Annotated in this window: 21 protein-coding genes; 14 read left to right on the forward strand and 7 right to left on the reverse strand. The window is 72.8% G+C overall.

Annotated features, from left to right (window positions below; all coding sequences use genetic code 11):
- Positions 1-65 precede the first annotated feature (65 nt).
- The 4 genes from ACTWPP_RS37635 to ACTWPP_RS37650 all read right to left on the reverse strand — a co-directional run bounded on the left by ACTWPP_RS37635 (position 66) and on the right by ACTWPP_RS37650 (position 2468).
- The gene (locus tag ACTWPP_RS37635) at positions 66-635 is read right to left on the reverse strand and encodes a TIGR03086 family metal-binding protein (RefSeq protein ID WP_443109210.1); all 570 of its coding nucleotides are present in this window, start codon (positions 633-635) and stop codon (positions 66-68) included.
- Positions 636-702: 67 nt separating this feature from the next.
- Positions 703-1314: a DUF305 domain-containing protein gene (locus tag ACTWPP_RS37640; protein ID WP_443109211.1), complete on the reverse strand. Its 612-nt coding sequence runs from the start codon at positions 1312-1314 to the stop codon at positions 703-705.
- Positions 1311-1928, reverse strand: coding sequence for a DUF3105 domain-containing protein (locus tag ACTWPP_RS37645; RefSeq protein WP_443109212.1), 618 nt, complete (start codon positions 1926-1928; stop codon positions 1311-1313). Before ACTWPP_RS37645 ends, ACTWPP_RS37640 begins: the two co-directional genes overlap by 4 nt.
- A 96-nt stretch (positions 1929-2024) precedes the next feature.
- Positions 2025-2468, reverse strand: a complete 444-nt coding sequence (locus tag ACTWPP_RS37650) for a hypothetical protein (RefSeq protein WP_443109213.1) — start codon at positions 2466-2468, stop codon at positions 2025-2027.
- 270 nt (positions 2469-2738) lie between these two features.
- Here ACTWPP_RS37650 and ACTWPP_RS37655 point away from each other — a divergent pair, with 270 nt between their 5' ends.
- From ACTWPP_RS37655 to ACTWPP_RS37685, 7 genes are all read left to right on the forward strand, one after another.
- Complete coding sequence (locus ACTWPP_RS37655; RefSeq protein ID WP_443109247.1) at positions 2739-4001, forward strand: replication-associated recombination protein A; 1263 nt, start codon at positions 2739-2741, stop codon at positions 3999-4001.
- A 106-nt stretch (positions 4002-4107) separates the two neighbouring features.
- Positions 4108-4524, forward strand: a complete 417-nt coding sequence (locus ACTWPP_RS37660) for a DUF948 domain-containing protein (protein WP_443109214.1) — start codon at positions 4108-4110, stop codon at positions 4522-4524.
- Positions 4521-4856 carry a hypothetical protein gene (locus ACTWPP_RS37665; protein WP_443109215.1) on the forward strand — a complete coding sequence of 112 codons (336 nt, stop codon included), beginning with the start codon at positions 4521-4523 and terminating at the stop codon, positions 4854-4856. Before ACTWPP_RS37660 ends, ACTWPP_RS37665 begins: the two co-directional genes overlap by 4 nt.
- A 1-nt stretch (position 4857) precedes the next feature.
- Positions 4858-7527 (forward strand): alanine--tRNA ligase, encoded by a 2670-nt coding sequence (gene alaS, locus ACTWPP_RS37670; RefSeq protein ID WP_443109216.1) that lies wholly within the window; start codon positions 4858-4860, stop codon positions 7525-7527.
- Between the two features lie 37 nt (positions 7528-7564).
- A complete protein-coding gene (ruvX, locus tag ACTWPP_RS37675) occupies positions 7565-8023 on the forward strand; it encodes a Holliday junction resolvase RuvX (protein ID WP_443109217.1) in 459 nt (152 codons plus the stop codon).
- A complete protein-coding gene (gene mltG, locus ACTWPP_RS37680) occupies positions 8020-9183 on the forward strand; it encodes an endolytic transglycosylase MltG (RefSeq protein WP_443109218.1) in 1164 nt (387 codons plus the stop codon). The genes ruvX and mltG overlap by 4 nt, the downstream gene beginning before the upstream one ends.
- Before the next feature lie 87 nt (positions 9184-9270).
- Complete coding sequence (locus ACTWPP_RS37685) at positions 9271-10119, forward strand: shikimate dehydrogenase (protein ID WP_443109219.1); 849 nt, start codon at positions 9271-9273, stop codon at positions 10117-10119.
- 33 nt (positions 10120-10152) lie between these two features.
- On the opposite strand, the gene ACTWPP_RS37690 is transcribed toward ACTWPP_RS37685, so the two are convergent.
- Positions 10153-11538, reverse strand: coding sequence for a prenyltransferase/squalene oxidase repeat-containing protein (locus ACTWPP_RS37690; RefSeq protein ID WP_443109220.1), 1386 nt, complete (start codon positions 11536-11538; stop codon positions 10153-10155).
- A 151-nt stretch (positions 11539-11689) separates the two neighbouring features.
- Here ACTWPP_RS37690 and ACTWPP_RS37695 point away from each other — a divergent pair, with 151 nt between their 5' ends.
- Positions 11690-12406, forward strand: a complete 717-nt coding sequence (locus tag ACTWPP_RS37695) for a hypothetical protein (protein ID WP_443109221.1) — start codon at positions 11690-11692, stop codon at positions 12404-12406.
- On the opposite strand, the gene ACTWPP_RS37700 is transcribed toward ACTWPP_RS37695, so the two are convergent.
- Entirely contained in the window at positions 12382-13320 is a 939-nt protein-coding gene (locus ACTWPP_RS37700; protein WP_443109222.1) for a PfkB family carbohydrate kinase, read from the reverse strand. The two genes, ACTWPP_RS37695 and ACTWPP_RS37700, sit on opposite strands and share 25 nt — an antisense overlap.
- Positions 13321-13332: 12 nt before the next feature.
- Positions 13333-13845 carry an NUDIX domain-containing protein gene (locus ACTWPP_RS37705; protein ID WP_443109223.1) on the reverse strand — a complete coding sequence of 171 codons (513 nt, stop codon included), beginning with the start codon at positions 13843-13845 and terminating at the stop codon, positions 13333-13335.
- A gap of 580 nt (positions 13846-14425) precedes the next feature.
- Here ACTWPP_RS37705 and infC point away from each other — a divergent pair.
- From infC to ACTWPP_RS37735, 6 genes are all read left to right on the forward strand, one after another.
- Positions 14426-14956: a translation initiation factor IF-3 gene (gene infC, locus ACTWPP_RS37710; RefSeq protein ID WP_443109248.1), complete on the forward strand. Its 531-nt coding sequence runs from the start codon at positions 14426-14428 to the stop codon at positions 14954-14956.
- A 192-nt stretch (positions 14957-15148) separates the two neighbouring features.
- Positions 15149-15343, forward strand: a complete 195-nt coding sequence (gene rpmI, locus ACTWPP_RS37715; RefSeq protein WP_443109224.1) for a 50S ribosomal protein L35 — start codon at positions 15149-15151, stop codon at positions 15341-15343.
- A gap of 70 nt (positions 15344-15413) precedes the next feature.
- Positions 15414-15791: a 50S ribosomal protein L20 gene (gene rplT / locus ACTWPP_RS37720; RefSeq protein WP_443109225.1), complete on the forward strand. Its 378-nt coding sequence runs from the start codon at positions 15414-15416 to the stop codon at positions 15789-15791.
- 34 nt (positions 15792-15825) lie between these two features.
- Positions 15826-16641 (forward strand): TrmH family RNA methyltransferase, encoded by an 816-nt coding sequence (locus tag ACTWPP_RS37725; RefSeq protein ID WP_443109226.1) that lies wholly within the window; start codon positions 15826-15828, stop codon positions 16639-16641.
- A gap of 287 nt (positions 16642-16928) precedes the next feature.
- Complete coding sequence (locus ACTWPP_RS37730) at positions 16929-17432, forward strand: STAS domain-containing protein (RefSeq protein WP_443109227.1); 504 nt, start codon at positions 16929-16931, stop codon at positions 17430-17432.
- Positions 17433-17596: 164 nt separating this feature from the next.
- Positions 17597-18709 (forward strand): sensor histidine kinase, encoded by a 1113-nt coding sequence (locus ACTWPP_RS37735; protein WP_443109228.1) that lies wholly within the window; start codon positions 17597-17599, stop codon positions 18707-18709.
- Positions 18710-18727 lie beyond the last annotated feature (18 nt).

The raw sequence follows: 18727 nt of genomic DNA on the forward strand, positions 1-18727 counted from the left end.
CGCCCCCTGGAATCCCGTTGCGACGCAGGCGATCCTCACGCCACGGTTCAGGTGCGGGCGGTGGCTCAGGTGAGGGCGCTTCTCCCGAGGAAGGCGAGCATCCTCGTCTGCTCGTCGGCGCCTCGGGGGGACGGGAGGGGCGGGGCCAGGTGCCCCGCGGCCCGGAGCGGGGCGGCGATGACCTGGGCGGTCGCGAACGCGTGGTGGACGAGGTCGGCGTCCAGGCGGGACGGCTGGCCCGTCGACCTGGCCAGGTCCCAGGCGTGCACCAGCGGCTCCAGGATGTAGCCCTCCAGATAGTCGGCCAGCGGCAGCTCGCCCAGGCCGTCGAACGGGATGGGGCGGCTCAGCGCGGCGGGGGTCAGGGCGGCGGCGCACTCCTTGCGGGCCGTCCGCCAGCTCATGAGGACGTCCCCCGGGACGAACCGGGCCGGGGCGCGGCCGATGTCGGGCTCGGGCTCACCGCCGGCCAGCGCCCGGATCAGGTACTGGCCGCCGGTCACGTGGCCGGCGACGTCCCGGGCGGTCCACCCCTCGCAGGGCGACGGCACGTCCCAGCCGTCCCGGGGAACGCCGGCCACCAGGCCCTCGAAGAGGTCGAGGGCCCGGTGGTAGCCGCTGAGGTTCTGAGCCATGGTGGTCAGTGACGCGCGATCCGACCGCCCTGTCAAGCGCTATCGCGAAGGTCGCCTCACGGGCGCGTCAGGCGTCCCGCTGCCGCAGCATCGCGTTCATCTGGGTGATCTCCGCCCGCTGGCCCTCCACCATCGTCCGGGCGAGCCGGCGGACCCGGTCGTGGCCGGTGAGGGTGAGCACCGCCTCCGCCATGTCGACGCCGCCGCGATGGTGGGCGATCATCAGGCGCAGGAACAGAGCCTCGGCGGCGCGGCCGGACGCCTTCTCCAGGCCGGCGAGCTGCTCGCGCGTCGCCATCCCCGGCATCGCGGCCGCGCCGCCGCCGTGGCCCGCGTGCCCCGACATCCAGCGCATGGGGCCCGCCGGGTCGGCCTTGGGCAGTCCCCACTCGTCCAGCCAGGCGGTCATCATGCCGATCTGCGCCGACTGGGTGTTGATGATGTCGTAGGCCAGGAGGCGGACGTCGCGGTCGTCCGTCCGGTCCCTGACGATGAACGACATCCGCACCGCCTGGGCGTGGTGGGTGCTCATGTCGCGGGCGAACCCGGCCTCGGGGCCGCCGGTGCCCGGTTCGCCCGAGCGGTACATGGTCAGCGCCACCAGCGCCACGCCGGTGAGCAGGACGAGGACGGCGAGGACGACGGCGGGCCGCCGTCCCCGGGGCGTCTCACCGCTCACGGTGTGTCCTTGGCGCCGTCGCAGGGCGCGCCGGGCTCAGGCGTCTGGGGGCCCTTCACGAAGGCGCGAAGGAACGCGTCCACGCGCGGGTCGGACGCTTCCTGGACCTTGACCTGCCTGCCCCAGGCGTTGAGCGCGATCGGGGCGTCCAGGGACGGGTACGGGCTCAGGAACGTGTAGTCGGTGCCGGTGACCTTGGCCTTGAGCGCGTCGAGCTGGTCGGAGGCGAGCCCGGGACGGTAGGTGATCCAGACGGCGCCGTGCTCCAGGGAGTGCACGGCGTTCTCGTTGCGGAGCGGTGAGTCGTAGACGCGGCCGTTGCAGTTCTGCCAGGCGCCGTCGTGCTCGCCGCCCATCGGCGGGTCGGTCTCGTAGTCGACGGCGCCGGTGACGTGGTCGCGGCTCAGGTCGTCCTTCGTCACCATCCCGGCGATGGACGCGGAGTCACCGCCGGACGACCTGGACTGCATGAACGCGTAGCCGATGGCGATGAACGCCACAAGGCCGATCACGGTGAAGAAGGCGATGGTGCCCCACGGCACCTCGGGCTTGGTGAGTGCGTTCTTGCGTGTGTTCTTGTTGCGGGCGGCCTTGTTGCGGGCGCTCTTGGACACGAGCGGGTCCTCTCAGGGGTGGTGTGGCTGTGCGGGACATGGTGGCGGCGCCACGTCGCGTTGACATGGCGGTGCCCGGGCCTTGCGGCCGGTCCTTTACAGCCGGAGCACCTGGAGTGAGGGCCAGGGCGCGGGCGCGGACGTGCCGCCGGACGGCAGGGCGAGCGTCCAGCCGACGCGTGCGGGAAGGCGGAAGGCCGGACGTCTGAGACCGGTGGCCAGGCCGAGCAGGACGAGGGTGAACAGCACCGCCAGGCACAGGCACGCGTTCATCGGAGTCAGCGGGGGCTTCCTCTCCAGGGGCGCGGCCAGCGCGGGCTCAGCGGAGCTCTGAAGGCCTTGGAGGCCCTGGATGGGCGAAACGCCGGTGGAGGAGGCCACGACGCCGGAGGGCGCGCTGACGGCGTGCTCGGTGCACACGCGCGCCACGGGCGCATGGCCGAGCCCATAGCTGAAGATGAGCCCGCCCACGACGAAGAGGATCGCGAGCAGCCCTGCCAGCCCGTGCCGCCGGCGCGGGGTCGTACCGGACACCGTCACGCTCCCGAATGTGTCTTCCGGGCTGTTCCAACGCCACAGCCGTGCCCCGGGTTCCCGCCCGGCCGGAGTGCCGGGGATGTCCGCACCGGCAGATAGTGTCGGAGCGTGACCAGCAGGGCTGAATCGGGCGAGCCGGAGGGCCTTTTCGACGCGCCGGCGGAGGCGGGGGCCGCTCCGGGCGGCAGTGCGCCCCCGGGCGGCGCGTACCCGGACCGGGCGTCCCCGGCCGCGTCCGGCACCGGCGGGGCCGGGCGTCCCCTCGCCGTGCGGATGCGTCCCCGCGCGCTGGATGAGGTCGTCGGCCAGGGCCATCTCCTCGGCCCCGGCACCCCGATCCGGCAGCTCGTCGACCGGGACGTGCCGATGTCGCTCGTCCTGTGGGGGCCGCCGGGCACCGGCAAGACCACGCTCGCCACGGTCGTCAGCCATGTCACGTCCAGGCGGTTCGTGGAGATCTCCGCGGTCAGCGACGGCGTCAAACGCGTCCGCGCGGAGATCGACCTGGCCAGGCGCGAACTCGGCATGACGGGACGGCAGACCGTCATGTTCGTCGACGAGGTCCACCGGTTCAACAAGGCGCAGCAGGACGCGCTCCTGCCCGCCGTGGAGAACCGCTGGGTCTCCTTCATCGGCGCCACCACCGAGAATCCGTTCTTCTCCGTCATCAGCCCGCTGCTGTCGCGCTCGCTGCTGCTCACCCTGGAGCCGCTCGGCGAGGACGACCTGCGCGAGGTGATCCACCGGGCGCTCACCGAGGAGCGCGGCCTGGACGGCGCGGCCGGCCTCGACCCCGCCGCCGAGGATCATCTCATCCGGCTGGCCGGCGGGGACGCCCGGCGCGCCCTCACCTACCTGGAGGCCGCCTCACTGGTGGTCGAGGACGGCGGCGTGATCGACGTCGGCGTCCTGGAGAAGGCCGTCGACCGGGCCGCCGTCCGCTATGACCGCGAGGGCGACCAGCACTACGATGTGATCAGCGCGTTCATCAAGAGCATTCGCGGCAGCGACGTCGACGCGGCGCTGCACTACCTCGCCCGCATGATCGAGGCCGGGGAGGATCCGCGGTTCATCGCCCGGCGGCTGATCGTCCATGCCAGCGAGGACGTCGGCATGGCCGACCCGACCGCACTGCAGACGGCGGTCGCCGCCGCGCAGGCGGTCGAGTTCGTCGGCCTGCCCGAGGCCCGCATCAACCTCGCCCAGGCGGTGATACACCTGTCCATGGCCCCCAAGTCCAACGCGGTGATCACGGCGGTCGACGAGGCGCTCGGCGACGTGCGCAAGGGCCTCGTCGGGGCCGTCCCCGGCCATCTGCGCGACGCGCACTACAAGGGCGCGGCGAAGATCGGGCACGGGGAGGGCTACAAGTACGCGCACGACCATCCCGGCGGGGTGGTCGAACAGCAGTACGCCCCCGACGCGGTGAACGGGCGGGAGTACTATCGCCCGACCAGGCACGGCGCCGAATCCCGGTTCACCGAGGTCCTCGCGCGGATCCGCTCGGTCCTGCGCGGCTCGGCGGACCGGCACTGACCGATCTTCCCTGGCCGGTGCTCCCGGCATGCGGGCCGGTGGAACGGTAAGGTCTGTCACGCCATGCCCGGCCCCCGAGCCGAACTCACGCGAACGGAAAGCCCTGATGCTCACTGGTGGACAGTTGGCAGGTCTCATCGTGGCGGTGTTCTGGGCGGTGCTCGTCTCGTTCATCGCGCTCACCCTGCTGAAGCTCTCACGCCTCCTCGGCGAGGCGAGCAAGGTCGTCCACGACATCGGCGACCAGGCGGGCCCGCTGATGGACGACATGACCCGGACGGTGAAGAGCGCCAACGAGCAGCTCGGCCGCACCGACGTCATCACCAAGCAGGTCGCCGGCGTCACCCAGAACGTCTCGGCCGTCACCACCGTCATGACCTCCGTGGTGGGCGGCCCGCTGGTGAAGGCCGCCGCGTTCTCCTACGGGGTCCGCAAGGCGCTCGGCGGCCGGGACGGCGACGGGCCGTCCGAGTCCGGCCGGCCGCAGCTGCAGGCCCGCTCCTCGGGTAAGGGACGCAGATGAGGCGGCTGTTCTGGGTCTCGGTCGGCGCCGGCGCCGGCGTCTACGTCTCGCACCGCGTCAAGCGCCGCGTCGAGCGGTTCGCGCGCGCCTGGTCCCCCGAGGGGGTCGCGGCGCGGGCCGTGTCGACCGGGCAGGGCGCGGGCGAGCGATTGAGGCATTTCGCCTCCGACGTGCGTACCGAGATGCGTGCCCGTGAAGAGGAGTTGCGCGAGGCCGTCCGCATGGACCAGGCTCCGCCGGACGCCGAGGTTCCCGGCCACCGGGGTCCAGGGCCCCGCCGGGTGCTCAAGGCGCGTTACACGATCATCGAAAACGACAAGGATGGCCACTGATATGGAGTCGGCAGAGGTCGCACGCCGCTTCCTCACGTTCTTCGAGGAGCGCGGGCACCTGGTGGTGCCCTCGGCCAGCCTGATCGCCGAGGACCCGACCCTGCTGCTGGTCAACGCCGGCATGGTCCCGTTCAAGCCGTACTTCCTCGGCCAGCGCACCCCGCCGTCCCAGCGGATGACCAGCGCGCAGAAGTGCGTGCGGACGCCGGACATCGAGGAGGTCGGCAAGACCACCCGGCACGCCACGTTCTTCCAGATGCTGGGCAACTTCTCCATCGGGGACTACTTCAAGGAGCTGGCGATCCCGTTCGCCTGGGAGCTGCTGACCCGGTCGCGGGACGAGGGCGGCTTCGGGTTCCCGGAGGAGAAGCTGTGGGTCACCGTCTTCGACGACGACGATGAGGCCCGCAACATCTGGCACGGCAAGGTCGGCGTCCCCCTCGACCGGATCCAGCGGCGCGGCATGGAGGACAACTTCTGGTCGATGGGCGTCCCCGGCCCGTGCGGCCCCTGCTCGGAGATCTACTACGACCGCGGCCCCGAGTACGGGCGCGAGGGCGGCCCGGTCGCCGACGAGGACCGCTACCTCGAGGTGTGGAACCTCGTCTTCATGCAGTTCGAGCGGGGGCCGGGCGACAGCAAGACCGACTTCCCGATCCTCGGCGACCTGCCCGCCAAGAACATCGACACCGGCATGGGCCTGGAGCGCATGGCGGCGATCCTGCAGGGCGTCGACAACATCTACGAGACCGACACCCTGTGGCGGGTCCTGGACCGCGCCGCCGGGCTGACCGGCGCCAAGTACGGCCGCGACCACCGCTCCGACGTGTCGCTGCGGGTCATCGCCGACCACGTCCGCAGCGGGACGATGATGGTCGCGGACGGCATCCGCCCCGGCAACGAGGGCCGCGGCTACGTGCTGCGCCGCATCCTGCGCCGCTCCATCCGCAACCTGCGGCTGCTCGGCGGCCAGGACGCGGGCCTCATGCACGAGCTGACCGCCGTCGCGATCAAGGCGATGGGCGAGCAGTATCCCGAGCTGGAGCGCACCGCCGCGAACATCCACACGGTCATCGACGCCGAGGAGGACTCCTTCCTCCAGACGCTGCGCACCGGCACCGCCATCTTCGACACCGCCGTCGAGGACGCCAGGCGGACCGGCGGCGCGACGCTGGCCGGCGAGCAGGCGTTCAAGCTGCACGACACCTACGGCTTCCCGATCGACCTCACCCTGGAGATGGCGTCCGAGCAGGGCCTCCAGGTCGACGAGGACGGCTTCCGGCGGCTCATGCGCGAGCAGCGGGAGCGCGCCAAGCGCGACGCCCGCGACAAGCGGACCGGCAACCTGGACGTCTCCGTCCTCGACGAGCTGCTCACCGGTGCCGGCGGCGAGGTCGACTTCATCGGCTACGGCCACCTGCTCGGCGACGCCCGGCTCGTCGGCCTGCTGGTGGGCGGCGCCGGCGTGCCGGCGGCCGGGGAGGGCACCGAGGTCGAGGTCGTCCTCGACCGCACCCCCTTCTACGCCGAGGGCGGCGGGCAGCTCGCCGACCACGGCCTGATCCGGCTCGGTAACGGCGCCGTCATCGAGGTGACCGACGTGCAGGCGCCCCTGCAGGGCCTCATCGTGCACCGCGGGCGCGTCCGCAGCGGCGAGGCGCAGGCCGGCGACTCCGCGCACGCCGAGGTCGACGTGGAGCGGCGCCGTGCGATCTCCCGCTCGCACACCGCCACCCACATGGTGCACGCCGGGTTCCGCCGCACGCTCGGCGAGTCCGCGGCGCAGGCCGGGTCGGAGAACTCGCCCGGCCGGTTCCGGTTCGACTTCACCGCGTCCGGCGCCGTCCCCGTGAGCGTCCTGCGCGACGTCGAGGACGAGGTCAACGAGGTGCTCGTCGGCGACCTGGACGTCCGCGCCTTCCACACCTCGATCGACGAGGCCCGCGCGATGGGCGCGCTCGCCCTGTTCGGCGAGAAGTACGGCGACGAGGTCCGGGTCGTGGAGGTCGGCGACTACTCCCGCGAGCTGTGCGGCGGCACCCACGTCGCCCGGTCCGGGCAGCTCGGACTGATCAAGGTGCTGGGAGAGTCGTCGATCGGCGCCGGCGTCCGCCGCGTCGAGGCCCTCGTCGGCATCGACGCGTTCCGTTTCCTGGCCCGCGAGAGCGTGCTGGTCGCGCAGCTCGCCGAGCAGATGAAGGCGCGCAAGGAGGAGCTGCCCGAACGCATCTCCGGCGTCGTCACCCGGCTCCGCGACGCCGAGAAGGAACTGGACAAGCTCCGTTCCCAGCAGGTCCTCGCCATCGCGGGGTCGCTCGCCGACGCCGCCAGGGACGTCGGCGGCATCGCGTTCGTGGGCCACCGCGCCCCGGACGGCACCGGCGCCGACGACCTGCGCAAGCTCGCCGTCGACATCCGCGGCCGGCTGATCGCCCGTCCCGCCGTCGTCATGGTCGCCGGCGTGCCGAAGGACCGCCCGGTCGTGGTCGTCGCCGTCACCGAGGGCGCCCGCGAACGCGGCCTCAAGGCGGGCGGGCTCGTCGGCCTAGCCGCCAAGGCCCTCGGCGGAGGCGGAGGCGGAAAGGACGACCTCGCCCAGGGCGGCGGCGCGGACCCCGCCTCCATCGGCGATGCGCTCGCGGCGGTCGAACGAGCAGTAGGGGCCGCGTGAGCCCGGCGTTTCGGGGTAGGCGACCGGAGCCGATGCGATGAGGCGGGGCGTCCGGTTGGGAGTTGATGTGGGGAGCGTGCGGGTCGGGGTCGCGCGGTGCGATCCGGGCGGGGTACTCGCTTCTCCCCTGGAGACCGTGAAGAGCGGCAAAGGGGACATCGACCGGCTTGTGGAGCTCGTCGCCGAACACGAGGCGATCGAGGTCGTCGTGGGCCTGCCGACGTCGCTGTCGGGCCGGGAGGGCCCGGCGGCGCAGGCGGCGCGCAGGTTCGCGGACCGGCTCGCGGACCGCCTCCCCCCGGGAACGGTCCGGTTGCACGACGAGAGGCTCACCACCGTCACCGCCGAGAGCGGCCTGCGGGCCGGCGGGGTGAATGGTCGGGCCCGGCGCAAGGTCGTCGATCAGGCCGCCGCGGCGGTACTGCTCCAGGCGGTTCTTGACGCGGAACGGTTGACTGGGAGCCCCCCGGGAGAGATCGTCCGGGGGAGCTCATGAACGATTTGGACCTCTTCTCAGATCCGTACGGCGACGGGCGGCCGCCGCCGGACGGGCGGTCCGGCGGGCGGGACCCGCGGCGCGCCCGCAAGCGGCAGAAGCGGCGCAGGCGCAACGGCCGGGCAGCGGCGCTGTTCGCGATGGCGTTCCTGGTGGCGGTGTTCGGCACCGGAGGGGTGCTCGGGTACGCGTGGCTGGACAACCGGCGGAACCCACCGGACTACGACGGCGACGGCACCGGGAATGTCACGGTCCAGATCAAGGACGGCGCCACCGGCGTGAAGATCGGGACGACGCTGGAGGAGCACAAGGTCGTGAAGAGCTCCCGCGCGTTCGTCAAGGTGTACACCAAGGAGACGCGCGCCTCCACCATCCAGCCGGGCTTCTACCAGATGCGGCTGAAGATGTCGTCCGCGGCGGCGATGGCGCTGCTGCTGGACCCGAAGTCGCGGGCCGGCAACCAGATCACGATTCCGGAGGGGCGGCGGGCCACCGAGGTCTTCGAGCTGCTGTCGAAGAAGACCGGGATATCGGTGAAGGAGTTCCAGGCGGCCGCGAAGAAGCCGGAGGGGCTCGGGCTGCCGCCGTACGCGAAGGGCAAGGTGGAGGGGTACCTGTACCCGGGCCGCTACGACCTCGACCCGAACGGGTCGGCCGCGCAGATCCTCAAGCAGATGGTGACCCGCTTCAACGAGGAGGCGGAGAGCGGCGGCCTGGTCGGCAAGGCGCGCGAAGCGGGGCTGAACCCGGGGACCGTCATCACGCTGGCCAGCCTGATCCAGGCGGAGGGCGCCAGGCCCAGCGACCTGCCGAAGGTCTCCCGGGTGATCTACAACCGGATCGACAAGGGCATGAAGCTGCAGTTCGACAGCACGGTGGTGTACGCGCTCAACAAGCGGACGCTCACGGTGACCAACGAGGACCTCAAGTACGACTCCCCGTACAACACCTACAAGTACACGGGCCTGCCGCCGGGTCCGATCGGGAACCCGGGGAGCGCGGCGATCGAGGCGGCGCTGGCGCCGAAGGAGGGGACGTGGCTGTTCTTCGTCACGACCGACCCCACCCGCAAGATCACCGAGTTCGCCACGACCTATGACCAGCAGCTGGAACTGGAGAAGAAGTTCCGGGCCTGGCAGCGGGCGAATCCGGGCAACTGACCCGGGTGACCGGCCCGGGAGACCGGACGTGACGGGCGGGCGCGGCGGGCCTCCGCCGCGCCCCTTCGACCGTGCTGAGGAGTGGCAGTGGGGGAGACGGGCCGGCGTGCCGCGGTCCTGGGGTCGCCGATCGCGCATTCGCTGTCGCCGGTGCTGCACCGGGCGGCGTACGCCGCGATGGGGCTGGACGGGTGGTCCTACGAGGCGATCGAGTGCGGCGAGGAGGATCTGGCGGCGCTCCTGGACGGTCTCGGTCCCGAGTGGGCGGGGCTGTCGCTGACCATGCCGCTCAAGCGCGTCGCGCTGGACCTGGTGGATTCGGTGTCGGACCTGGCGGTGAAGGTCGGCGGCGTCAACACGATCGTCCTGCGGGACGGGCGGCGCCACGGCGGCAACACCGACGTGCACGGCATCGCGACGGCGCTGACCGAGGCGGGCGTGAAGGCGTCCCGGCCGGGCGGCGGGGCGCCCGCGCTGGTGCTGGGCGGCGGCGCGACCGCGGCGTCCGCGCTGGCCGCGCTCGCGGGGCTCGGCCTGGACGAGGCGGTGCTCGCGGTGCGGACACCGGAGCGCGCCGCCGGCGCGGTCGAGGTGGGCGAGCGGTTCGGGCTCGCGGTCCGGGTCGTGACGCTCGACCGGGTGCCCGCGCACCTGCCGGCCGCCGAACTGGTGGTGTCGACGCTGCCGGGACGGGCCGCGGACGCGTTCGCCGGGCCGGTCGCCGCCTCGGGCGCCGCCCTGTTCGACGTGGTGTACGCGCCGTGGCCCACGGCGCTCGCGACCGCGGTCGGGCGGGCCGGAGGGACCGTCGTCGGCGGGTTCGAGATGCTGCTGCACCAGGCCGTCCGGCAGGTGACGCTGATGACCGGCCGCGAGGACGTGCCCGTGGAGGCGATGCGCGCCGCTGGAGAGGCGGAGCTGTCCCGCCGCGCCTGACCGGCCGGCGTTTCACGGTGCGGCCGGCGGCGGTCAGGCCGGCGGCGGTCCGCGCGGGGTGCGGCGCCGCTTCACCGACTCGTCGATGCTGGTGAGGATGACGGGCAGGATCACGCTCAGCCAGAAGTCCTTCCAGCCCCACGCGCCGAGGGCGACGCCGAACGCGCTGCCGGCGCACACCAGGCCCAGCAGCAGCGCCGCCCAGTGGCGCCGCGCGAGCGCCACCGGATCGATGAGCCGGCGGTGCGGAAGCAGCGCCCCGAGCGGACGTTCCCGCGCGTGGGCGCGCTGCACGACGGTCGCGTCCGGCAGCCAGTGCAGCACGTCGGCGTTCCCGGCGAGCGGGAGCCGGGCGAGCGCGATCAGCGTCTCCAGCCGCCACCACAGCGTCCACAGCGACGTGCGCCCGCTGCCCGGGTAGCCGTTCCAGCGCGGGTCGGTGATCTCGCCGCGGACCAGTGTCCGGAACGTGCGGGCGACGGCCGGCCCGTGCGGACCGCGCGGGTCCCGCAGCAGCGCGGTGAGCGCGATCGGCAGGCCGTGGTGCCAGAGGGCGAGCCGCCACACCGGCTTGGACCCGGCCCCGTGCGGGGAGACGTCGTAGGTCTCGATCCACGTGTGGTCGTCGTCGGGGTCGAGGTGTTCCAGCAGCCAGTCGTAGGCGTCCAGCAGCCGCTCGGTCGTCAGGTCCGGCCGCGCCTCGGCCAGCGTCACCAGCGCGAACGCGGTGTGGGTGACGGTGGGCCGGGACGCCTGCGTCGGTCCCCAGCCGGGACGGTGCGCGGTCCGGTCCGCGGTCAGCCACTCCACGCCCCGGTCGACCGCCGGGTCGTAGGGGTTGAGCTGGCTGAGCGCGCGGAGCGCCAGGCACGTCAGCCACACCCGGGACTGGCAGCCGTGCAGCGACCCCCAGCCTCCGTCGGGATTCTGGTTGTGCACCAGCCACTGGTAGGCGCGTTTGAGGTCGGGCGCGTCGTCGCGCAGGTCGCAGCGGGCGCGGGCGAGGAACCGCGCGATCCAGCCGGTCGCCTCCACCACCGGCATGCCCAGGCTGGTCTTGGTGGCCCAGCCGCCGTCCCGGAGCGCGTCGCCGGAGGTGGTCTGCCGGGCGGCGAGGAAGGCGAGGCCGTCGTCGAAGTACTCGAACGGGCGGCCCGCCTCCACGAACGCCAGCAGCCCGAGGGCCGTCGCGGTCGTGCCAGGCTCGGGCCGGGTCAGCTCGTGGTACCAGCCGCCGCCGGAGCCGAGCGCGGGCGCGTAGGTGTCGCGCAGGACGTCCAGCGACTCGTTCAGGCGGGTCTGCAGCACCGCCATGTCGATGGCGGGGACGTCGGCGGGCGGGGGCGTGCCCCGGACGCCGGCACGGCGGGGACGGTCGGCGCGGGGGGCCGGTGCGGGGAGCGGAGGTGTCTGGTTCACGATGTCGCCTTCTGCTCCCTTTGTTCCCGTCAGGCCATGCTTTGTACCCCGTGGGTTCCATGTCTGTGGCCGTGGCCGTACAGATCACCGGTATCGGGCACCGGGCATTTTGGAAGGAGAACGGTCAGCGGTCCGTGGTGCTGGAGGAGGCTTGGCCGAGCCGACGGTGCGGGACGAGCCCGGTCATGAGTGCGTGCTGTGCCCGCCTCTGCGGTTCCGGTTCAACGGCATGGCCGACCTTCCGGGGGAGTCGGGCGTCATCGCGCGCGACGGCGACTTCCTCCTGATGCCGGACGTGGCGCCGCTCACGGACGGACACGTGCTGCTGGTGACCCGCGAACACCACCAGTGCGCCGGGGCGTTCGGCCGGGACATGTGGGAACGCGCCTTGTCGTGGCGTGACGGCGTCGCCCGCCTCTACCGCGAGGCGTACGGGAACGGCGAGCTGCTGCTGTTCGAACACGGTCCGGCCGGCCCCCAGGGCGGAGGCGCGTGCATCGACCACGCGCACTGGCACTTCCTTCCCGGAGCACACGGCGTACGCGCTGTGGTGGAAGCGCAGGGACTTCCCGGGGCGCCCGCCGGCCACGCCGCCCTCCGGGCGTCCCTTCGCGCCGGCCGCTCCTACCTCCTGATAGAGGAGGACGGCATCGCGACCGTCCATCCGGGTGACGGCGTACGAAGCCAGTTCCTGCGCTGGGCCGTCACCGCCGCCGGACGCGGCGAGACGTGGCGCTGGCAGGAGACGTTCGGGCTGCCGCACAGCAGACGCCGGTTCCTCCGCACCCTCCAGGCCCTGCGCGGAGCCACGGCCGTCCTGGCGCAAGGAATCCCGGAGGACGGTCACGGTCCCGACAGCCACCAGTAGAGCTCGGCCGCGGCCAGCAGGTCGCCGAACCCCGCCCGCTGCACACCGTCCCCGTATCCGGTCGCGTACTCCAGCATCAGCCCTCCCCGCTGGTACGCCAGCACCCGCTCAAGGGACGTGGCGCCGAAACGCAGCAGCCACAGCGGACACCCCGGCACCGCGCGGTCCAGCGCCGGCAGCAGTTCCCGTACCCCCTGGCCGCCGGCCGGTACCGGGCGGCCCAGCAGCCGCGCCAGCGTGGGGGCCTCGGAGATGACGAGGTCCGACAGCGTCAGCATCGGCAGCACGGCCTCCGCAGGGAGCCGCGCGTCGATGTCGTGCGGGACGAGGTCGAACGCGACCCGCGTCCCCGCGGCGCGGGCCGTCCGGGCCGCCGCGCGCAGCGCCGCCCGCGAGACCGGCGACAGCAGCGAGTACCCGTCGGTGACCAGCACGTCCGCGCCCTCGATCCCCGCGGCCGCGGCGCGGACCTCCCGCTCGGCGAGGCGGCGGCCCGGCGGATCGTCCCCGACGACCAGGAGCCGCGACCCGGGCACGCCGCCGCACGGCCGGTCGCGCAGCATCACCGCGACGCCGTTCGCCGTGCCGGGCTCGACGCGCAGATGGTCGTCCACGCCGATCCGCCGCAGCTCCCCGCGGATCACCTGCGTGAAGTCGTCGTCGCCGACCTTGCCCAGTACACCGACCCGGCGGAAGTAGCGCGCCGCGCACCGGGCCAGGTTGACGGCCGTCCCCGCGACCATGGCCCGCGCCGGGGCGTAGGAGAGGCGGTCCGCGTCCAGGTCCGTGAAACGGACGTCCGGGAGCGATGCGCGGACCTCGATCCCCACGTCCCCGATGACGAGGAGTCCGAAGCGGCGCTCGTCCGCGCCCTCCAAACCCGGCCACTCCGCCGGCGATCGGGACGGGGCCATGTCGCGGCGCGCTCAGCGGGGCGGAAGCAGGAACGCCCGCATCACCGGACGCAGGCTCGGGATGAGGTCGTAGCCGGGGATCTCGTCGAGCGGCACCCAGGCGCAGCCGTCCAGGTGGTCGCTCGCGTCCTGGTTCTCCAGGCTCGTGTCCACGGTCACCGGCCGGCAGCGGCGCGCCGCCGCCACCACGCGTATCTGCCCGCCCTGCTTCCGCCCGCCCCGGGCGGGGGCCGCGCGGTCCGGCATGAACCACTGCCAGAGATGGAACGGCGGCCCCGGATCGATCTTGAGGCCGACCTCCTCCCAGACCTCCCGGCGGATGTGGTCGTCCAGGTCCAGGTCGCCCGCCACCTCCAGCCGGCCGCCGGGCACCTCCCAGCGGCCCGGGTGGAACGGGTCCGAGGCGGACTTGCGGACCAGCAGCAGGCGTCCGCCGGAGACGATGAACGCCTTCTGGGCGAACTCCAGCCTGATCGGTGACAAGGCGGTGAGGGGGCCGGCCGCGCCGGCCTCGACCGAGGGCATCGCGGGAACTACCTCCCTGTGCCGGCCCCACCGGGCCGTCTCCGCTCCACCGTAACAAGCCCGGACCGCCACGCCGAGAGGCCCGCCGGGCCAGAAGACCCTCACCTTCCCGGCCCGGCCACATCCGCCACTGCGGCCTCCCGCGCTACTCGCACGGCTCACCGGAACCCGGGGAATGGGCGGGCCTCTCGCGCTGTTGACACAGTGGCGTACCTCACGCAGGCCCATTCCGATCACCGTCGGGCGGGGGCTGTTCCGCACGGCGCATCAGGCTCCCGCAGGTGGTAGTCTTAGTGGCCGACCGGCCCTGTGCGCGCGACCACGACGGTGGTGCGCATCGGGCGCTCAAGCGGAGGCCACCTCCCACCTGACCGGCCGCAAGGTCGGTGGGTTCTCGGTCCGGCGAACGGGCGCGCGGCGCTCGTATCGCCGTCGTCCCCGGCGGCCCGGCCGTCAGGGAGACCGAAGGTGGCCCCGTACGTGAGTCGTGCGGGGCTTTTCTTGTGGAAGCCTCGGGGTACGACCGGTCCAACGAACTTGAGAACGGCCCCAAGGAGGTCCCATCAGCGCCGAACCGCGTATCAACGACCGCATTCGCGTGCCCGAGGTCCGGCTCGTCGGCCCGAACGGCGAACAGGTGGGCATAGTGCCCATCGCCAAGGCCCTTGAACTCGCGCGTGAGTCGGACCTCGACCTCGTCGAGGTGGCGCCCACCGCGCGTCCGCCCGTCGCCAAGCTCATGGACTACGGCAAGTTCAAGTACGAGTCCGCGATGAAGGCGCGTGAAGCGCGGAAGAACCAGGCGCACACGGTCATCAAGGAGATCAAGCTCCGCCCGAAGATCGACCCGCACGACTACGAGACCAAGAAGGGTCACGTGGTGCGGTTCCTGAAGGCCGGGGACAAGGTGAAGGTCACGATCATGTTCCGTGGCCGTGAGCAGTCCCGTCCCGAGCTCGGTTACCGGCTGCTGCAGCGGCTCGCCGACGACGTCGAGGAACTCGGCTTCGTCGAGTCCCGGCCCAAGCAGGACGGCCGTAACATGATCATGGTGATCGGTCCGCACAAGAAGAAGACGGCCCGCGGGCAGGAGGCGGAGAGCACCGCCTGACGGCCGCCCGGGACCGGCCACGCGGCGGTCCCGACTCCGCGACCTCGCGTCTGGGCGAGGTCACGGCGCACGTACATTTGGCCTGACCTGGCGCGTCCATGGACACGTCCGCGGAACATCCGTGTGATGCGCCGATCAGGCGCGCCCCGTGCTGTCCGCACGTGGGCCGGGAAAAGGGAGACGACGGCGACCATGCCGAAGACCAAGACGCACAGCGGTGCCAAGAAGCGCTTCAAGGTGACCGGCTCCGGCAAGGTGATGCGCCGCCGCGCCAACAAGAACCACCTGCTCGAGCACAAGCCGTCCAAGCGGACCCGGCGGCTCTCCGGCCCGGCCGTGGTGGCCGACGCCGACGCCAAGAGCATCAAGAAGCTGCTGCGCAAGTAGCGCTCGATCTGCCATATCAGCGACCGGCCGAGGTCGGCATGGCCTCGGCCCCCACGAAGGAGTTCATCACGTGGCACGCGTGAAGCGGGCGGTCAACGCCGCCAAGAAGCGTCGGGTCGTCCTGGAGCGGTCGAGCGGCTACCGCGGTCAGCGTTCGCGCCTGTACCGCAAGGCCAAGGAGCAGCAGCTCCACTCGATGACCTACGCGTTCCGGGACCGCAAGGACCGAAAGGGCCAGTTCCGCCGGCTGTGGATCCAGCGGATCAACGCCGCCGCCCGCGCCAACGGCATCACCTACAACCGATTCATCCAGGGGCTGAAGGCGGCGGAGATCGAGGTCGACCGCCGCATGCTCGCCGAGCTGGCCGTCAACGACGCCGCGGCGTTCGCCGCCCTGGTCGAGGTCGCCAAGGCCGCGCTTCCGGCCGAGGGCTCGGAGGCGGCCTGAGCCGGGTCCCCGGCGAACAGGCGATCACAGCGATATGGCGGGCCGCGAGCTGACCTCTCTCCGATCGCCACGGGTGAAGGCCGCTCGCCGGCTCGCCAAACGCGCGTTCCGCCGCCGTGAGAACCGGTTCCTCGCCGAGGGGCCGCAGGCGGTGCGGGAGGCGCTGGAGATCCCCGGCCGGCTCGCCGAGCTGTTCACCACGGCCGAGGCCGAGGCCCGCCATCCCGAACTGGTGCTCGCCGCCGAGCGCGCCGGCGCGCCGGTGCTGCGCGTCAGCGGCGAGATCATGGCCGAACTCGCCCAGACCGTCACCCCGCAGGGGCTGCTGGCGGTCTGCGGGTTCGTCGACGTCCCGCTGGGCGAGGCGCTGAAGGCCGGTCCGCGGCTGGTGACCGTCCTCGCGCACGTCCGCGACCCCGGCAACGCGGGGACCGTCCTGCGCACCGCCGACGCCGCCGGTTCGGAGACGGTCGTGTTCACCGACGCGTCCGTCGACCCCTACAACGGCAAGTGCGTGCGCGCTTCGGCGGGCAGCCTGTTCCACCTGCCGGTCGTCGTCGGCCCCCGGTTCGGGCCGCTGATCGCGGAGTTGAAGGACGCGGGGCTCGCCGTCCTCGCCGCGGACGGCGCGGGCGGCCGCACCCTGGACGACGCGATCGACGAGGGACAGCTGGCGCGGCCCACCGCCTGGGTGTTCGGGAACGAGGCGTGGGGGCTGCCGGACGAGATCCTCGGCCACGTAGACGAGGTCGTGCGGGTGCCGATCCACGGGCGCGCCGAGAGCCTGAACCTGGCGACGGCCGCGGCCGTATGCCTGTACGCCTCGGCCCGCGCCCAGCGCAGGACATGACGGACCGCACGTGAAGCACGTGAAACCGGTCGCGGTGGTTCAATGCGATCCGTGATCGGATGGCCGCAATCGGTCGCCTCAGGCGCCGCGTTCCGGCCGCTGAGCTGCGAGGATGGTCTGCGCGTGGACGGAGGGCAGGGGGCCCGCCGCCGCGCGGGGCTCGTTCGCAGGTAGGAACGGGATACAGGTCCGGCGAGGGATTCGTCCCGCCGGCCCCCGCGCCTACGGTGTGATCAGTGGGTTGACCAGGGGCGGCGACCATGCCGTGCAGAGTGGGGGCGAACGTGATGACCGACGAGAGCAGGCCGGCCAGAAGGGCGGGCCGCCGCGTGCCGGAGGTGAGGTGCCGGACGGCCGCTCAGACGACCGGGTCCCGCTCGCCCGCCGCGGCCCCCGAGTTCCCCGGCGCCCGGATCCCCGAGGCCGGCGACGGGCTGGAGGTCGAGATCATCCGGGTGCGCGGCGACACGGCCGTGGTCGTCGTGAGCGGCGAGATCGATCTGCGCACGGCCGACACCCTGCGGGCGCGGCTCGTCGAGCTGCACGCCTCGGGGCCGCGCCGGCTGCTGGCCGACTTCACCGCCGTCCCGTTCTGCGACGCGGCCGGGCTCGGCGCGCTGGTCGCCGCGCACAACCAGATCGCGGCGTCCGGCGGTGAGATCGTGCTCTCCGGCGTGCGTCCCGCCCAGCTGCGGCTGCTGCGCATCACCGGCCTGCACCGCCTGTTCAAGGTCCACGCGGACGTGCGCGGCGCGCTCGCCGCGCTGGACGAGCCCACCACGTCCAGGTGAGGTCCCGAGCCGCTGGTGAGACCCCGTTCCGGGTGCTCCGGAACACCCCCCGAAGGCCACACATGCCTTGCCGCCGGGCGGTTTCCGGGTCCCGTAAGGTGCCCGACTGCGGCTAGAGTCTCTTCTCGACAGGCCGCGTTCTCTTCGGTGTTCTGGAGGCCGCTGTGGGCGGAGAGGAACCCCCTCGCCTGGCCGCGCGCGCGCCCTCGGGAGGGCCCGGGCCGGGCCCCGGGGAGATCTGGGCGGACGACCTGCCCGACGGGATGCTGGTCGCCGACCACGCCGCCCGGGTGGTGGTGTTCAACGCCGCCGCGGCGCGGATGACGGGGATCGCCGCCGCGTCCGCCCTGGGCCGCGACTTCCGCGACGTCCTCCCGCTGCACGACGCGGAGGGCCGTGACTGGTGGAAGTGCCTGGCCCCCTACGACGGCCTCCGCACCCGCACCCGCCACCCCGAGCGCGTGCTGTTCCTGCCCGGCGGCTCGGAGCTGCTGGTGACCGCCGCGTACCGGCGGGACGCCGAGGGCCGGGTGCAGCGGTTCACGGTGTGCCTGCGCGACGCGCTGCACCGCGCCCGCCAGGAACGCGACCGCGCCGACCTCGTGTCCACGGTCGCCCACGAGCTGCGCTCCCCGCTGACGAGCGTCAAGGGCTTCACGGCGACGCTGCTGGCCAAATGGCACCGCTTCAACGACGACCAGAAGCGCGTCATGCTGGAGACCGTCAACGCCGACGCCGACCGCGTCACCCGGCTGATCACCGAGCTGCTGGACGTGTCCCGCATCGAGGCCGGCCGGCTGGAGATGCACCGCCAGGTCGTCGACCTGCCCGAGGAGGTCCGCAAGGTCATCGCGGGCCGGGTCGCGGCCGGTGATGCGGAGGACCGGTTCCGCTTCGAGGCCCGCGGCGAGCTGCCGGAGATGTGGCTCGACCCCGATAAGGTGGACCAGATCCTGGGTAACCTCGTGGAAAATGCGGTGCGCCACGGGGCCGGAACCGTCACCATCGTGGTGGAGCCGGACGCGCACAAGGAGGGAGCCGCCGTGTCGGTGCGGGACGAGGGCGAGGGCATCCCGCCCGAGGCCGTCCAGCGCGTCTTCCGGCAGTTCTGGCGCGGCCCCGGCGGCAACCGCCGCGGCGGCACCGGCCTCGGGCTCTACATCGTCAAGGGCCTCGTCGAGGCGCACGGCGGCGTGATCACCGTGCGGCGGGCGCCCGGCGGCGGCGCCGAGTTCCGATTTACCGTGCCCGCAGGGGCCCCCGACTACGCCACCTGAGCGCGGCGCTCGCCGCGC

The sequence above is a fragment of the Actinomadura sp. 3N407 genome, from assembly GCF_052245875.1.
GTDB lineage: Bacteria > Actinomycetota > Actinomycetes > Streptosporangiales > Streptosporangiaceae > Spirillospora.

Excerpts from the sequence above, each read along its gene's own strand:
- ACTWPP_RS37635 (WP_443109210.1), bottom strand. The coding sequence starts at position 635 with ATGGCTCAGAACCTCAGCGGCTACCACCGGGCCCTCGACCTCTTCGAG.
- ACTWPP_RS37655 (WP_443109247.1), top strand. The coding sequence starts at position 2,739 with ATGCGTCCCCGCGCGCTGGATGAGGTCGTCGGCCAGGGCCATCTCCTC.
- ACTWPP_RS37660 (WP_443109214.1), top strand. The coding sequence starts at position 4,108 with ATGCTCACTGGTGGACAGTTGGCAGGTCTCATCGTGGCGGTGTTCTGG.
- ACTWPP_RS37665 (WP_443109215.1), top strand. The coding sequence starts at position 4,521 with ATGAGGCGGCTGTTCTGGGTCTCGGTCGGCGCCGGCGCCGGCGTCTAC.
- alaS (WP_443109216.1), top strand. The coding sequence starts at position 4,858 with ATGGAGTCGGCAGAGGTCGCACGCCGCTTCCTCACGTTCTTCGAGGAG.
- ruvX (WP_443109217.1), top strand. The coding sequence starts at position 7,565 with ATGAGGCGGGGCGTCCGGTTGGGAGTTGATGTGGGGAGCGTGCGGGTC.
- mltG (WP_443109218.1), top strand. The coding sequence starts at position 8,020 with ATGAACGATTTGGACCTCTTCTCAGATCCGTACGGCGACGGGCGGCCG.
- ACTWPP_RS37700 (WP_443109222.1), bottom strand. The coding sequence starts at position 13,320 with ATGGCCCCGTCCCGATCGCCGGCGGAGTGGCCGGGTTTGGAGGGCGCG.
- ACTWPP_RS37705 (WP_443109223.1), bottom strand. The coding sequence starts at position 13,845 with ATGCCCTCGGTCGAGGCCGGCGCGGCCGGCCCCCTCACCGCCTTGTCA.
- rpmI (WP_443109224.1), top strand. The coding sequence starts at position 15,149 with ATGCCGAAGACCAAGACGCACAGCGGTGCCAAGAAGCGCTTCAAGGTG.
- ACTWPP_RS37725 (WP_443109226.1), top strand. The coding sequence starts at position 15,826 with ATGGCGGGCCGCGAGCTGACCTCTCTCCGATCGCCACGGGTGAAGGCC.
- ACTWPP_RS37730 (WP_443109227.1), top strand. The coding sequence starts at position 16,929 with ATGACCGACGAGAGCAGGCCGGCCAGAAGGGCGGGCCGCCGCGTGCCG.